This is a genomic window from Halomonas ventosae (assembly GCF_004361885.1).
GTDB lineage: Bacteria > Pseudomonadota > Gammaproteobacteria > Pseudomonadales > Halomonadaceae > Halomonas > Halomonas ventosae_C.
This window is the reverse complement of sequence record NZ_SNWH01000004.1, coordinates 69,257-82,504: the sequence shown is the minus strand read 5'-3', so window position 1 is coordinate 82,504 and position 13,248 is coordinate 69,257. Positions and strand designations below refer to the sequence as shown.

General features: G+C 64.8%; 15 protein-coding genes. 3 read left to right on the top strand and 12 right to left on the bottom strand.

Features of this window, described 5'->3' with window-relative positions; genetic code table 11:
- Positions 1-11 precede the first annotated feature (11 nt).
- The 3 genes from rplM to DFO68_RS04635 form a co-directional block, all read right to left on the bottom strand.
- On the bottom strand, positions 12-440 hold the full coding sequence (rplM, locus tag DFO68_RS04645; RefSeq protein WP_133482518.1) for a 50S ribosomal protein L13: 429 nt from the start codon (positions 438-440) through the stop codon (positions 12-14).
- A 153-nt stretch (positions 441-593) separates the two neighbouring features.
- A complete protein-coding gene (gene zapE, locus DFO68_RS04640) occupies positions 594-1,784 on the bottom strand; it encodes a cell division protein ZapE (protein WP_373190622.1) in 1,191 nt (396 codons plus the stop codon).
- Between the two features lie 273 nt (positions 1,785-2,057).
- Positions 2,058-2,819: a Nif3-like dinuclear metal center hexameric protein gene (locus DFO68_RS04635; RefSeq protein ID WP_133482517.1), complete on the bottom strand. Its 762-nt coding sequence runs from the start codon at positions 2,817-2,819 to the stop codon at positions 2,058-2,060.
- A 100-nt stretch (positions 2,820-2,919) separates the two neighbouring features.
- On the opposite strand from DFO68_RS04635, the gene DFO68_RS04630 reads away from it, so the two are divergent.
- Positions 2,920-4,134 carry a Do family serine endopeptidase gene (locus DFO68_RS04630; protein ID WP_133482516.1) on the top strand — a complete coding sequence of 405 codons (1,215 nt, stop codon included), beginning with the start codon at positions 2,920-2,922 and terminating at the stop codon, positions 4,132-4,134.
- 91 nt (positions 4,135-4,225) lie between these two features.
- On the opposite strand, the gene hisD is transcribed toward DFO68_RS04630, so the two are convergent.
- The 9 genes from hisD to DFO68_RS04585 all read right to left on the bottom strand — a co-directional run bounded on the left by hisD (position 4,226) and on the right by DFO68_RS04585 (position 11,034).
- Positions 4,226-5,548 (bottom strand): histidinol dehydrogenase, encoded by a 1,323-nt coding sequence (hisD, locus tag DFO68_RS04625; protein ID WP_133482515.1) that lies wholly within the window; start codon positions 5,546-5,548, stop codon positions 4,226-4,228.
- A gap of 79 nt (positions 5,549-5,627) precedes the next feature.
- On the bottom strand, positions 5,628-6,290 hold the full coding sequence (hisG, locus tag DFO68_RS04620) for an ATP phosphoribosyltransferase (RefSeq protein ID WP_133482514.1): 663 nt from the start codon (positions 6,288-6,290) through the stop codon (positions 5,628-5,630).
- A gap of 20 nt (positions 6,291-6,310) precedes the next feature.
- Complete coding sequence (gene murA, locus DFO68_RS04615; RefSeq protein WP_133482513.1) at positions 6,311-7,573, bottom strand: UDP-N-acetylglucosamine 1-carboxyvinyltransferase; 1,263 nt, start codon at positions 7,571-7,573, stop codon at positions 6,311-6,313.
- A 13-nt stretch (positions 7,574-7,586) separates the two neighbouring features.
- Positions 7,587-7,841 carry a BolA family protein gene (locus DFO68_RS04610; RefSeq protein WP_133482512.1) on the bottom strand — a complete coding sequence of 85 codons (255 nt, stop codon included), beginning with the start codon at positions 7,839-7,841 and terminating at the stop codon, positions 7,587-7,589.
- Between the two features lie 129 nt (positions 7,842-7,970).
- The gene (locus DFO68_RS04605) at positions 7,971-8,309 is read right to left on the bottom strand and encodes an STAS domain-containing protein (protein WP_133482511.1); all 339 of its coding nucleotides are present in this window, start codon (positions 8,307-8,309) and stop codon (positions 7,971-7,973) included.
- On the bottom strand, positions 8,306-8,956 hold the full coding sequence (locus DFO68_RS04600) for an MlaC/ttg2D family ABC transporter substrate-binding protein (RefSeq protein ID WP_373190585.1): 651 nt from the start codon (positions 8,954-8,956) through the stop codon (positions 8,306-8,308). The genes DFO68_RS04605 and DFO68_RS04600 overlap by 4 nt, the downstream gene beginning before the upstream one ends.
- 5 nt (positions 8,957-8,961) lie before the next feature.
- Positions 8,962-9,426: an outer membrane lipid asymmetry maintenance protein MlaD gene (gene mlaD, locus DFO68_RS04595; RefSeq protein ID WP_133482510.1), complete on the bottom strand. Its 465-nt coding sequence runs from the start codon at positions 9,424-9,426 to the stop codon at positions 8,962-8,964.
- Between the two features lie 16 nt (positions 9,427-9,442).
- The gene (mlaE, locus tag DFO68_RS04590) at positions 9,443-10,225 is read right to left on the bottom strand and encodes a lipid asymmetry maintenance ABC transporter permease subunit MlaE (protein WP_133482509.1); all 783 of its coding nucleotides are present in this window, start codon (positions 10,223-10,225) and stop codon (positions 9,443-9,445) included.
- Positions 10,222-11,034: an ABC transporter ATP-binding protein gene (locus tag DFO68_RS04585; RefSeq protein WP_133482508.1), complete on the bottom strand. Its 813-nt coding sequence runs from the start codon at positions 11,032-11,034 to the stop codon at positions 10,222-10,224. Before DFO68_RS04585 ends, mlaE begins: the two co-directional genes overlap by 4 nt.
- Positions 11,035-11,224: 190 nt before the next feature.
- Here DFO68_RS04585 and DFO68_RS04580 point away from each other — a divergent pair, with 190 nt between their 5' ends.
- Both DFO68_RS04580 and DFO68_RS04575 read left to right on the top strand, forming a co-directional pair.
- Positions 11,225-12,184, top strand: a complete 960-nt coding sequence (locus DFO68_RS04580) for a calcium/sodium antiporter (protein WP_133482507.1) — start codon at positions 11,225-11,227, stop codon at positions 12,182-12,184.
- 32 nt (positions 12,185-12,216) lie between these two features.
- Positions 12,217-13,212 carry a KpsF/GutQ family sugar-phosphate isomerase gene (locus DFO68_RS04575; RefSeq protein WP_133482506.1) on the top strand — a complete coding sequence of 332 codons (996 nt, stop codon included), beginning with the start codon at positions 12,217-12,219 and terminating at the stop codon, positions 13,210-13,212.
- The last annotated feature ends 36 nt before the right edge of the window (positions 13,213-13,248 follow it).

Below are 13,248 nucleotides of genomic sequence, written 5' to 3'. Positions count from 1 at the left end.
CGAAGACTCCCTCAGATGTTCAGTGCTTGCGGCTGCTGAGCCGCGTGCGGATGCTCGGTGCCGGCGTAGACCTTGAGCTTCGAGTACATGGCACGCCCCAGCGGACCCTTTGGCAGCATGCCCTTGACGGCGGATTCGATGACACGCTCAGGCGCGTGGGCGATCATCTTCTCGAAATTCATGGAGCGCAGGCCTCCCGGGTAGCCGGTATGGCGGTAGTAGGTCTTGGCGCTGGCCTTGTTGCCGGTCACCTGGACCTTCTCGGCATTGATCACCACGATGTAATCGCCGGTATCCACGTGCGGAGTGTATTCCGGCTTGTGCTTGCCGCGCAGGCGGCGCGCGATCTCGGTAGCGAGGCGGCCGAGCGTCTTGTCCGCAGCATCGACGACGAACCAGTCGCGCTGCACGGACTGCGGTTTGGCAGTGAACGTCTTCATGGATGAATCACCATTTGATGTATTGGGTTCTACCGCCGGGCATCCGGCATGGAACCATCCCTATTTTTCTTGGTTGCCTGCAGCCGCGAGGCGAGACAACAGTCGAGCGAGCGCGCATTCTACACGAGGCTCCGGCGCCAGAGCAATGCCGGGTCACGGCTTGTGCGGCAAGGCCAGGTAGTCACGAGACTGCATCTCCTGGAGCCGCGAGAGAGTGCGCTGAAACTCGAACTCGAGACGGCCATCGCGATAGAGCTGTTCGGCTGGCACCTCTGCGGACATCAGCAACTTAACCCCACGGTCGTAGAACTCGTCGACCATGTTGATAAAACGACGCGCCTGATCGTCCGTTCCGGCGTTCATGCGGATGACGTTGGAGACCAGCACGCTATGGAATTCGCGGGCCAGCTCGATGTAATCGTTCTGACTGCGCGGCCCCTCACAGAGCTCGCTGAACTCGAACCACACCACATCGTCATGCAGCCGCCGGGTGTGCAGCAGCCGATGATTGATCTCGATCGACACCCCTGCCTCGCCCTCGTGGCCGGCGATCGCATAGAAACTGCGGGCCAATTCAGCCTCGGCCACCGCATCTAGTGGAAAGTGGAAGATCTCGGCGCGCTCCAGGGCGCGCAGGCGGTAGTCGATTCCCGAATCCACATTGAGTACCTCGCAATGGCGCTCCAACAGATCGATGGCCGGCAGGAAACGGGCTCGCTGCAAGCCCTCCTTGTAAAGCTCCCGGGGCACGATGTTCGAGGTCGCCACTAGCACCACACCGTGTGCGAAGAGCGACTCGAGCAGGTTGGCCAGGATCATGGCATCGGTGATGTCCTTGACGAAGAACTCGTCGAAGCAGATGACACGGGCCTCGGCGGCGAACTTGGCAGCGATCAGCGTCAGCGGGTTGCGCTCGCCCTTGTAATGCTCTAACTCGTTATGCACCCGCTGCATGAAGCGGTGAAAGTGGGTGCGCATCTTGTCGGGAAAAGGCAGCGTCTCGAAGAACACATCCATGAGGTAGGTTTTGCCACGTCCTACCCCTCCCCAGAGATAGAGGCCGCGGATCGTCGGAAGCGCCGGGTCGAATGACGCCCCACGATCACGACGACCGAACAGGCCGGCGACCCGCGACTTCAGCCCGCCGCGTTTCGGCACCACCACCCGGGAAGGCGGTGTGGTCACCAGCTCGTCGAAGAGACGCTGCAGATGCACCACGGCCTGTTGCTGAGCAGCGTCGGGCTGGAAGCCATGACGCTCGAGATCCGCCCGGTAGCGGCTCATCGGCGTCTGGGAATACCGCATGTTGCGCGAAGAAGAAGTGGAAGGTAGCGTCTCACTCATGGGATTGCGCGGGGCCTGTATCCGATACATTCGAGCACATCATTGTACGCCTCCCCTGGCCGGTTGGCATCGCCCCCATCGCGCTGACCGCGCGCAGCCCATCGCCTATCGCACTGCCTCTTGCCTAAAATAGAGAGCCAACACGCCAAGAGACTGGTCACACAGCGCCCCGGGAAGAACGCATCACGTGGACGAGAGCAACATCAACTGGCTGCTGGCCATCGCCTGCCTGCTGAAGGGCATCGGTATCGGGGTCTTGGACTACATTATTGCTCAGGCGGGGTTGTCGATATCGACGAAGCGGTGTTCGATAGTGAAGCCCCTGGCCAACCATTCGCCCAGGGCCTGGACGCCGTAGCGCTCGGTGGCATGATGACCCGCCGCCAGGTAGTGGATGCCCATTTCGCGCGCCAGATGGGTGGTGCGTTCGGCAATCTCGCCGGAGATGAAGGCGTCGGCACCAGCTTCCCGGGCAGCGGCGATCATGTCCTGGGCGCCACCGCTGCACCAGGCGACACGGCGTATCTCGCCGCCTTTCGGCGCCTCGATCAACCATGGCTCGCGACCCAGGCTCGCGGCAATTTCCCGGGCCAGGCCCGCCGGGCTCAGGCCGGCACGCGGTTCGCCCAGCCACAACAAGCCTTCGCCGAGTTCGCCATCGGCGCAGCCAGTGACGGCAAAACCCAGCCGCCTGCCGAGTTCGGCGTTGTTGCCGAGCTCGGCATGGGCGTCGAGCGGCAGGTGATAGGCCAGCAGGTTGATATCGTGAGCCAGCAGCGTCGCCAGGCGCCGGCGCTTGATACCCGTGATGGTGACCGGCTCGTTTTTCCAAAAGTAGCCGTGATGGACCAGCACTAGGTCGGCCTGCCAGGCCACTGCCTCGTCGAGCAGGGCTTGGCAGGCGGTTACCCCGCTCATGACCCGCGTGACGTGCTCGCTACCGGCCACCTGCAGGCCGTTCACGGTATAGTCCCTAAAGCGCTCGGGTTCCAGTAGTCGGTTGCATGCCGCAACCAGGTCGTCTCGATTCGCCATGTAGCCTCCAGACGCAAACGGATTGGCAATGTTACCATCCGCCCAGTGTAACCAGCGGGAGGATCGCCCGCGAGCCAGCCCCCATGAGGACTCTCACCGCATGCGACGCACCCTGCTCCCCTACCTCTGGCCCATCCTCATCGGTGTGCTGGCGGCCATCGTGCTGCTCAATGCCTTCCCCCAGCTGATCGGTCAGTCAGCCACGCTGACAGCCACCCCTGGCCAGGCAGCACGGCAAGCCGGCGAAGAGCAGCAGCCTCGTGAGGCCCCGGAGCTGCTTCAGGCCGAGCCGCTCAACCGCGGCCAGGGGCCGGTCAGTTATGCCCAGGCGGTGGATCGCGCCGCGCCGGCCGTGGTCAATGTCTACTCCAGCCGGGTGGTCGAGCGCGACTCGCACCCCTTGATGTCGGACCCTTTCTTCCGCCAATTCTTCGGTGACGAGCTTCCCGGCCGCCAGCGCATGCTCTCCAGCCTCGGCTCCGGGGTCATCGTCAGCAGCGAGGGCTACGTGCTGACCAACCATCACGTGATCCGCGGCGCCGACCAGATCCAGGTCGCCCTGCGCGACGGCCGCGAGACACTGGCGGAGGTGATAGGCACCGATCCCGAGAGCGACCTCGCCGTGCTGCGCATCGACCTGGACGCGCTGCCGGTCATGGAACTGTCCGACACCACCCGCGTCGCGGTGGGCGACGTCGCCTTGGCCATCGGCAACCCTTTCGGCGTCGGCCAGACGGTCACCATGGGCATCATCAGCGCCACCGGGCGCAGCCACCTGGGACTCAATGCCTACGAGGACTTCATCCAGACCGATGCCGCCATCAATCCCGGCAATTCCGGCGGCGCGCTGGTCAACGCCGAAGGCGCTCTGGTCGGCATCAACACCGCGATCTTCTCGCGATCCGGCGGCTCCCAGGGCATCGGCTTCGCTATCCCCGCCAACCTGGCGCGCAACATCCTCGAGGAACTGATCACCCAAGGGCGCGTCATCCGCGGCTGGATGGGTATCGAGGCGCAGGAGCTCAGCCAGGATCTCGCCGCCTCTTTCGGCCTACAGACACCCGCCGGGGTGATCATCGCCGGCGTGGTGCCGGACGGGCCTGCCGATCGCGCCGGCCTGCAGCCTGGCGACGTGCTGCTGAAGGTCGACGGCCAGCCGGTGCTCGATCCGCGACGCACGATGAGCGATATTGCCGCATTGGCGCCGGGTACCCGACTGCCGCTAACGGTGGTGCGCGGCGGCGAGCGACACGAGATCACCATAACACTCGGCGAACGCCCAACCCCCCAGACAAACCGCCCCGAGCCGCCGTAACGCCAACCCAGGACGAGACACCAACAGGGGCCTGCCAGTCGCGGTAGGGTCCTCTGCTATCAGCAATTCGGCTTCGGCTCATGCCTCGGGATCATACCTTGAGGCGATACTCGGCCGAACGGGCGTGGGCGGTGAGCGACTCGCCCCGGGCAAGCGTGGAGGCGATCTTGCCGAGCGCCTCGGCGCCCTCGGCCGAGCAGTGGATGATCGATGAGCGCTTCTGGAAATCGTAGACCCCCAGTGGTGAGGAGAAACGCGCCGTTCCCGAGGTGGGCAAAACATGATTGGGGCCGGCGCAGTAATCGCCCAGTGCCTCGGCGGTATAGCGACCCATGAAGATCGCCCCGGCATGGCGCACGCCAGGGAGCCAACCCTCAGGGTTGGCCACCGAGAGCTCTAGGTGCTCCGGGGCGATGCGATTGATCAGCGCCAGCGCCTCGTCGCGATCCCGGCAATGGATCAGCGCACCACGGCGAGCCAGCGACTTACGCACGATGGGAGCGCGCTCCAGGGTCGGCAGCAGCCGTGCCATCGAAGCCGCCACCGCTTGCAGGTGATCGAGATCCCAGCTCACCAGCAGCGCCTGGGCATCCTCGTCATGCTCGGCCTGGGAGAAGAGGTCCATGGCCAGCCAATCCGGGTCGGTGCCGCCGTCCGAGACCACCAAGATCTCCGAGGGGCCGGCGATCATGTCGATGCCCACCTGGCCGAACACCGCCCGCTTGGCGGTGGCCACATAGATATTGCCCGGGCCGACCACCTTATCCACCCGCGGCACCGTCTCGGTGCCGAAGGCCAGGGCCGCCACCGCCTGGGCGCCGCCGATGGTGAAGACGTGGTCAACACCGGCGAGGTAGGCAGCGGCCAGCACCAGCTCGTTGAGGATGCCATCGGGGGTCGGTACCACCATGACGATCTCGCGCACGCCGGCCACATGGGCGGGAATGGCGTTCATCAACACCGATGAGGGATAAGCCGCCTTGCCGCCCGGCACGTAGATGCCCGCACGGTCCAGGGGAGTGACCTGCTGGCCCAGCACGCTGCCGTCGGCCTCAGTGTAGTGCCAGGATTCAGGCTTCTGGCGCTCGTGATAGGCACGGATGCGCTCGGCGGCGCTCGACAGCGCCTCGCGCTGCTCCGCTGGCAACCCCTCGAAGGCCTGGCGCAGTCGCCCCTCGCTCAGGGTCAACTCGGCCATGGAGGCGACTTTGAGCCGGTCAAAGCGGTTCGAGTACTCGACCAACGCGGCATCACCCCGGCACTTCACGGCGGCCAGTATTTCGTCGACGCGCTGCTGGAGCTCGGCATCGGAGACCCCCTCCCAGGCCAGCAGGTCGGCCAGGCGGCGATCGAAGTCGGCCTGTGAGGTCGACAGCCGCGCGATGTCGACGCCATCAATGGGGGATTGGCTCATGGCAGTGGCTTCCTCTCGAAACGGGGCTCGTTGTCTGTGAGACTGCCGCGGCGTGGAGCCGCGGGCAAGGCCGGCGTGGCTATGGGACCGACACCGCGAGACTATCGCGCCGCGCCAACACCGCCTCGCGCAGGCGGGCGATGAGCGGTTTCAGGCGGTCGTGCTTCATGGTCATGGCCGCCTTGTTGACCACCAGCCGGGTGCTGATCGGGGCGATCAGTTCGCGGGGCTCCATGCCGTTGGCCCGCAGGGTGTTGCCGGTATCGACGATATCGACGATCTCGTCGGCCAGGTTCATCAGCGGCGCCAGTTCCATGGCACCGTAAAGCTTGATCACCTCGGCCTGGATCCCCTGCTCGGCGTAGTAGCGGCGCGCCACGTTGACGAACTTGGTGGCCACCCGCCGGCGCGCCCGGGCCGGCTCGGCGCCGGTGATGCCGGCGGTCATCAGCCGGCAGCGGGCGATCTCCAGGTCGAGGGGCTCGTAGAGGCCCTCGACGCCGTGCTCGAGCAGCACGTCCTTGCCGGCCACGCCGAGATCCGCCGCGCCGAGCTGCACGTAGGTCGGCACGTCCGTGGCCCGGATCACCACCAGCTTGACATCCGGCAGGTTGGTCTCGAACAGCAGCTTGCGGCTCTTGCCCAGCTCCTCGGCCGGGGTGATGCCGGCATCGGCCAGCAGCGGCAGGGTCTCGTCGAGAATGCGGCCCTTGGAGAGGGCCAGGATCAGTTGCTTGCTCATGGTCTCGCCTGTTGGTCGACTCAGCCGGGAATGCGCCTAATGCGGGCGCCCAGCAGTTGCAGCTTTTCCTCGATGCATTCGTAGCCACGGTCGATATGGTAGATCCGGTCGACCAGGGTCTCGCCCTCGGCCATCATCGCCGCGATCACCAGCGAGGCCGAGGCCCGCAAGTCGGTGGCCATCACCGGCGCGCCGGAGAGGGACTCGACCCCGGTGATGACCGCGGTATTGCCTTCCAGGGCGATATCGGCCCCCATGCGGTTGAGTTCTTGCACGTGCATGAAGCGGTTCTCGAAGATGGTCTCCACCACTCGGGCGGTACCCTCGGCCACTGCGTTCATCGCCACGAACTGAGCCTGCATGTCGGTGGGAAAGGCCGGATAGGGCGCGGTGCGCACGTTGACCGCCTTCGGCCGCCTACCCTGCATGTCGAGCTCGATCCAGTCCTCGCCGGTGGTGATGGTGGCCCCCGCCTCTTCGAGCTTGGCGAGTACCGCATCGAGGATATCGGCACGAGTGCGACGGACTCGAACCCGTCCCCGGGAGAGTGCCGCCGCCACCAGGAAGGTGCCGGTCTCGATGCGGTCGGGCATGACAGCATGATAGGCGCCATGCAGCCGCTCGACGCCTTCGATGACGAGGGTAGCGGTGCCGTGGCCGCGAATCCTCGCGCCCATTTTGATCAGGCACTCGGCCAGGTCGACCACCTCGGGCTCCCGGGCGGCGTTTTCCAGCACCGTGGTGCCATCCGCCAGGGTCGCCGCCATCAGCAGGTTCTCGGTGCCGGTCACGGTGACGGTGTCAAAGAAGATGGTGGCACCGTGCAGTCGACCATCGACCCGCGCCCGGATGTAGCCGGCCTCGACGCTGATCTTGGCGCCCATCGCTTCCAGTCCGCGCAGGTGCAGATCCACTGGGCGTGAGCCGATGGCACAGCCACCGGGCAGCGAAACGTCGGCATGGCCGAAGTGGGCAAGGAGCGGCCCGAGCACCAGGATCGAGGCACGCATCTTCTTGACCAATTCATAGGGCGCATGACAGTGGGTGACCTGGGAGCCGTCAAGCTGGATGCACATCCGGTCGCCCATCTCAGCCTCGACACCCATGTGGCCCAGCAGCTCCAGGGTAGTGGTGATGTCCTGCAGGTGCGGGAGATTGCCAATGGTCACCGGCTCGTCGGCCAGCAGGGTCGCGCAGAGGATCGGCAGGGCAGCATTCTTGGCGCCGCTGGCCCAGACCTCGCCGTCGACAGGCCCGTTACCGGTAATGATCAGCTTGTCCATGGCAGCTCGAGCCTCAGGCTCCCTGATTGTCGGTGGCGGCCTGCCACTGTTGCGGGGTATAAGTCTTGATGCTTACCGCATGCAGAGCGCCGGAGGCGATCTCCTCGGACAGTGCCGAATAGATCATCTGTTGGCGCTTAACTGGTGAAAGGCCTTTGAAGGCCTCGCCCACGGCCACCACCTGGAAGTTGCAGCCTTCACCCTGAATATGGAACTCGCAATCGTCGAGTCGGCTCTCGAGCAGCGCCTTCACTTCGCTGGGTTGCATGACACCGGCACTCCTGTGATTCGTCGTGGGCCACTCCTCCGACGGCCACAGGTGGTCGCCGTCAGCGGAGATCTAGTAGCACAGCATGGTAAAGAAAAGCACCGCTCTTGGCGATGGGGAGGGGGCGCGTCAGGCGGCAGCCTGTTCGGCGGGCGGCAGCAGGGTATCCAGTTCCGCGACCCGGGTCAGCCGTTGGAGGGGAACGGAAAGCCGCACGGTGGTGACCTCGATGTGGCTATCACGAGCCTGGCGTATCCACTCCAGCAGTACGCTGAGCGCCGCGCTGCTGACCCGATCGACCCCGCTCAGATCGAAGATCACCTGGCTGCCGGAAGGACGAGCGGCTAGCCATTCACTGCCGGCCTCAGCCATCGCGGCGGCACCTTCAAAACCGACCTCACCGGTTGCCGCCAGTCGGCAACCATCGGCCTCCAGGCCGGCGCCGCGCTGTTGTAGCAACACGCTCATGCGTTGCTACCCTGTTCCAGCTCTTCAGCGGCAATCTCGGGCGCCCAGTTGTTGATGACCGCATCGTAGTCGCGATTCTGTTCGCGCATCGCCTGGTCGAACTGGTTACGGAAGGTCAGTCCCAGGTTGATACCATTGACGATCACGTTGACCACCTTCCACTGGCCGTCGTCCAGGCGCAGCGAATAGCTGACGGGATAGACGGTCCCGTCCATGGCCACCACTTCCATGTCCACGCTCGCTTGATCCTTGTAGCGTGAGGCCTGCTGGTTATCGAGCACCCGAATCTCGCGGTAGTCGAAGGAGAGCAGGCCCTTGGCGTAGGTATCGATCAGTGTCTTGCGGAAGGTATCGACGAAGCGCGACCGCTGTTGCGGTGTGGCGTTACTGAAATAGCGCCCCATCACACTGGCGCCGATGTAACGAAAGTCGGCCACGTTCTCGAGGCTGTCATCGATGATCGCCTTGAGCTCGTCGAGATGGTTGCTGAAATAGGCCTCTCGCCCCTCGATCTGTTTCATCAGCTCGGTGATGCTGTCGCGGATCATCTGCTCGGGGGTCTGCTCGGGCTGGGCCGCCAGCGATGGCAATGCCATCAGCAGCAGGCACAGCCCGGCAAACAGCGCGCGAAGGTTTATCATCTTCATCACGTTCACTCCTTGATCATACTGGACACAAACTTCTGGATCAGCTCTTCCAGAACTATGGCTGACTGGGTATCGCGCAGGGTATCACCATCGGCGAGGGTCTCTGGTGCCCCACCCACCGAGAGCCCGATATATTGCTCTCCCAGCAGGCCCGAGGTGAGGATGGCAGCGGTACTGTCCTGAGGCAGCTGGCCTTCAAGCTGCCCATCGAGTTCCATCAACACCCGTGCATCATACCACTCGGTATCGAGCTCGATGCTCTCGACCCGCCCCACGGTGACGCCCGCCAGGGCCACCCGTGACCCTGGCTTGAGGCTACCGATATTGGCGAAATTGGCTTCCAGCTGGAAGGTATCGCTGGGCAGGCTTAGGCTCAGGCCACTAACCCTGAGCCCCAGGAACACCAGGCCCACAATGCCAGCCAGCATGAACAGGCCGACCCCTAACTCCATCGTCTTGCTGCGCTTCATTCGTTTGCTCCGAACATCAGGAAAGCTCTCCGAACATCAAGGCGGTGAGCACGAAATCCAGGCCCAGCACCGCCAGCGAGGAATAGACCACCGTCCGGGTGGTGGCACGCGAGATGCCTTCCGAGGTGGGAATCAGGTCATAACCCTGGAACACCGCAATCCAGGTCACCACCAGCGCGAACACCAGGCTCTTGATCAGGCCGTTGCCCACATCGGCCACGAACGCGACGCTGGACTGCATGTTGCTCCAGTAGGAGCCCTCAAAGACGCCGAGCCATTCGACTCCGACCAGCTGGCCACCCCACACGCCCACCACGCTGAAGCCGATGGTCAGCAACGGCAGCGCCACGAAACCGGCCCAGAGTCGCGGCGCCACCACGCGCCGCAGGGGGTCGACGCCAATCATTTCCATGCTGGTCAGCTGCTCAGTGGCCTTCATCAGGCCGATCTCGGCGGTCAGGGCAGAGCCGGCGCGGCCGGCGAACAGCAGTGCTGACACCACTGGTCCCAACTCGCGTAGCAGCGACAGGGCCACCATCTGCCCCAGCGCCTGCTCGGCCCCGAAGTCGACCAGGATGGTATAGCCCTGCAGGGCCAGCACCATGCCGATGAACAGCCCCGAGACCAGCACGATGGCCAGCGACATCACGCCGACGAAGTGCATCTGGCGCAGCCAGAGGTGGAAGCCCTCCCGGGACGGCACTCCCAGCGCCGACTGACCGAGGAATATCCCGGCCCGACCCAGCGCTTCCAGCAGAGCGCAGCCTTGCTGGCCGAGGTGACGGATGCGTTCGATCATCGTGGCCCTCCGCTGCCCAGAATATCGGCATGGAAGTCCATCGCGGGATAGTGAAAGGGCACTGGTCCGTCGGGCTCGCCATGCATGAACTGGCTGACCCGGGGGTCGCGGTCGGTATCGAGGCTCGCCGGCGTGCCATGGGCCATCACCTGGCCATCGGCGATCACGTAGACATAATCAGCAATGGACAGCGTCTCCTTGATATCGTGGGACACGATCACCGCCGTCAGCCCGAGGGCCTCGTTGAGGCGCTTGATCAGCTGTATCAGCACGCCCATGGAGATGGGGTCCTGCCCGGCGAACGGTTCGTCATAGAGAATCAACTCAGGGTCCAGGGCGATGGCGCGCGCCAATGCCACCCGACGGGCCATGCCGCCGGAGAGCTCCGAAGGCTTCAGCTCCCGGGCACCGCGCAGCCCGACGGCCTGAAGTTTCATCAGCACCACGTCGCGGATCATGACCTCGGGCAGGTCGGTATGCACCCGCAGCGGGAAGGCTACGTTCTCGTAGACATCGAGATCGGAGAACAGAGCGCCACTCTGAAACAGCATCCCCATGCGCCGGCGCAGCACGAACAGTGCCTTGCGTGACAGCGCATGAACATCCTGACCATCGATGCGCACATGCCCCGCGTCGGGGGTCAACTGGCCGCCGATCATCTTGAGCAGGGTGGTCTTGCCGGTACCACTGGGCCCCATGATGGCGGTGATCCGACCGCGCGGGATGGTCAGGTCGACGCCGCGAAATATCTCCATCTCGCCGCGCGAGAAATGCACGCTCTCCACTTCCACGAAGGCGGAGTCCGTCATCGCTTCATCATCCTTGGAAATATTGTCGAACATCGTATCCTGACCATAGCCTTCAATGCCAGCATCCTGCATGGAACTGATCGTCGCTCCCCCTCGCGACGGTCAGCCGCAAACGGCTTGGCGCCTTGCACCCCTGGTGTTCGGCATGTTCAATGTGCGCCTCCCACTCACCAGCTATGCGGATTCTGAGATGCTGCTTCCCCTGCTGATCATCCTGCTCGGCTTCATCGGTCTGCTATGGAGTGCCGAGCGCTTCGTCGGCGTGGCAGCGGCCACCGCCTGGCGCGCCGGCATGAGCACCCTGCTGGTCGGCATGACTGTCGTTTCGCTGGGCACCTCGGCACCGGAAATCGTGGTCTCGGTGATGGCTTCGCTGGATGGCGCACCCAACCTCGCCATCGGCAATGCGCTGGGCTCCAATATCGCCAACATCGCCCTGGTGCTGGGAATCACCGCCCTAGCGGTGCCGATCCCAGTACGCTTCTCTATCGTGCGCCGCGAGCTGCCGCTACTGCTCGGCGCCACGGGATTGGCCGGCTACGCGCTGGCCAACAGCCACCTCGACCGTCTCGATGGCATACTGCTACTGGTGCTATTGGCGTTCAGCCTGTGGTGGCTGTTCCGCGCCGATAGCCCCGATGGCGAAAGCATCGGGGAAATTCCCGAAATGCCGCTGAGCCGGGCCCTGGCCTGGCTGGTCGGTACCCTGGCGATCATGGTGGCCAGCTCACGCGCGCTGGTGTGGGGGGCCAGCGAGCTGGCCAGGGGGCTGGGCGTCAGCGAACTGGTGATCGGGCTAACGGTAGTGGCCATCGGTACCAGCCTGCCGGAACTTGCCGCCTGCCTGGCCAGCGCCCTCAAGCGCCACCATGATCTGGCCATCGGCAACGTCATCGGCTCCAACCTTTTCAACATGCTGACCGTGCTGCCGGTACCGGCGCTGCTGGCCCCGGGTATCACGGATTCAGCCGCGGCCGGCCGCGACTATCCGGTGATGCTGGTGCTGACCCTGGCGCTGGGTGCGCTGCTACTGTGGAACCGTCATGGCCAGCTGGGCCGCCTGCCGGGGGCGCTATTGGTCATCGCCTATGCCGGCTACCTGCTCTGGCTCGGCAACTCGGGTCCGGCTGCCGCCGGCTTGAGCCCTTGAGTGAAACCCCACAACGGATAACAATCACCATTATGACCCATGATGCCTCCCCCGCGGTCGACACATCCCTGCTGCGCGACAGTGCCCGCCGCACCCTGGAACTGGAACAGCAGGCCATCGGCGCCCTGATCGGACGCCTTAATGGCGCCTTCGACCATGCCTGCGACCTGATCCTGGCTTGTCGCGGCCGCGTGGTGGTCACCGGCATGGGCAAGTCTGGGCATATCGCCGGCAAGATCGCCGCCACCTTGGCCAGCACCGGCACGCCAGCCTTCTTCGTGCATCCCGGCGAGGCCAGCCATGGCGATCTGGGCATGATTACCCGCGGCGACGTGGTGCTGGCGCTCTCCAACTCCGGCGAAACCGCCGAGGTCACCGCTCTGCTGCCGCTGCTCAAGCGTATGGGAACCCCGTTAATCAGCATGACCGGTCGGCCGGGCTCAACCCTGGCACGGCACGCCGATGCTCACCTGGATGCCGGGGTCACGCGGGAAGCCTGTCCACTGGACCTGGCGCCGACCTCCTCCACCACGGCCGCCCTGGCGCTCGGCGATGCCCTGGCCGTAGCGCTGCTCGAATCGCGCGGCTTCACCGCCGAGGACTTCGCCCTCTCCCACCCCGGCGGCAGCCTGGGCAAGCGCCTGCTGCTGCGAGTCAGCGACCTGATGCACGACGGCGCTCGACTGCCCAGGGTTGCCTTGGGCAGTCCGCTGCGCGATGCCCTGCTGGAGATCACCCGCCAGGGACTGGGCTTCACCTGCGTAGTCGATGCCGACGATCGCCTGGCCGGGGTCTACACCGACGGCGACCTGCGCCGCACCCTCGATCAGCACAGCGACCTCTCAGGCCTCACCGTCGACGATGTCATGACCCGCCCCGGCAAGCGGATCGCTCACGATACCCTGGCTGCCGAGGCGGTACGCATCATGGAGGACAACCGTATCTCGGCACTGGCCGTGGTCGATCCCCACGGCCGACCGGTCGGCGCCCTGCACATGCATGACCTGCTTGCCAGCGGGGTCATCTGACACCCTGTATGCCCACCCCAAGCCCCGGATTGTTGG

Bases quoted from the DNA above. Each gene is read 5' to 3' on its own strand.
- murA (WP_133482513.1), bottom strand. From the start codon at position 7,573: ATGGACAAGCTGATCATTACCGGTAACGGGCCTGTCGACGGCGAGGTC.
- rplM (WP_133482518.1), bottom strand. From the start codon at position 440: ATGAAGACGTTCACTGCCAAACCGCAGTCCGTGCAGCGCGACTGGTTC.
- DFO68_RS04585 (WP_133482508.1), bottom strand. From the start codon at position 11,034: ATGACGGACTCCGCCTTCGTGGAAGTGGAGAGCGTGCATTTCTCGCGC.
- DFO68_RS04575 (WP_133482506.1), top strand. From the start codon at position 12,217: ATGACCCATGATGCCTCCCCCGCGGTCGACACATCCCTGCTGCGCGAC.
- DFO68_RS04635 (WP_133482517.1), bottom strand. From the start codon at position 2,819: ATGGCGAATCGAGACGACCTGGTTGCGGCATGCAACCGACTACTGGAA.
- hisD (WP_133482515.1), bottom strand. From the start codon at position 5,548: ATGAGCCAATCCCCCATTGATGGCGTCGACATCGCGCGGCTGTCGACC.
- hisG (WP_133482514.1), bottom strand. From the start codon at position 6,290: ATGAGCAAGCAACTGATCCTGGCCCTCTCCAAGGGCCGCATTCTCGAC.
- DFO68_RS04630 (WP_133482516.1), top strand. From the start codon at position 2,920: ATGCGACGCACCCTGCTCCCCTACCTCTGGCCCATCCTCATCGGTGTG.
- mlaE (WP_133482509.1), bottom strand. From the start codon at position 10,225: ATGATCGAACGCATCCGTCACCTCGGCCAGCAAGGCTGCGCTCTGCTG.
- zapE (WP_373190622.1), bottom strand. From the start codon at position 1,784: ATGAGTGAGACGCTACCTTCCACTTCTTCTTCGCGCAACATGCGGTAT.
- DFO68_RS04580 (WP_133482507.1), top strand. From the start codon at position 11,225: ATGCTGCTTCCCCTGCTGATCATCCTGCTCGGCTTCATCGGTCTGCTA.
- DFO68_RS04600 (WP_373190585.1), bottom strand. From the start codon at position 8,956: ATGAAGATGATAAACCTTCGCGCGCTGTTTGCCGGGCTGTGCCTGCTG.
- mlaD (WP_133482510.1), bottom strand. From the start codon at position 9,426: ATGAAGCGCAGCAAGACGATGGAGTTAGGGGTCGGCCTGTTCATGCTG.
- DFO68_RS04605 (WP_133482511.1), bottom strand. From the start codon at position 8,309: ATGAGCGTGTTGCTACAACAGCGCGGCGCCGGCCTGGAGGCCGATGGT.
- DFO68_RS04610 (WP_133482512.1), bottom strand. From the start codon at position 7,841: ATGCAACCCAGCGAAGTGAAGGCGCTGCTCGAGAGCCGACTCGACGAT.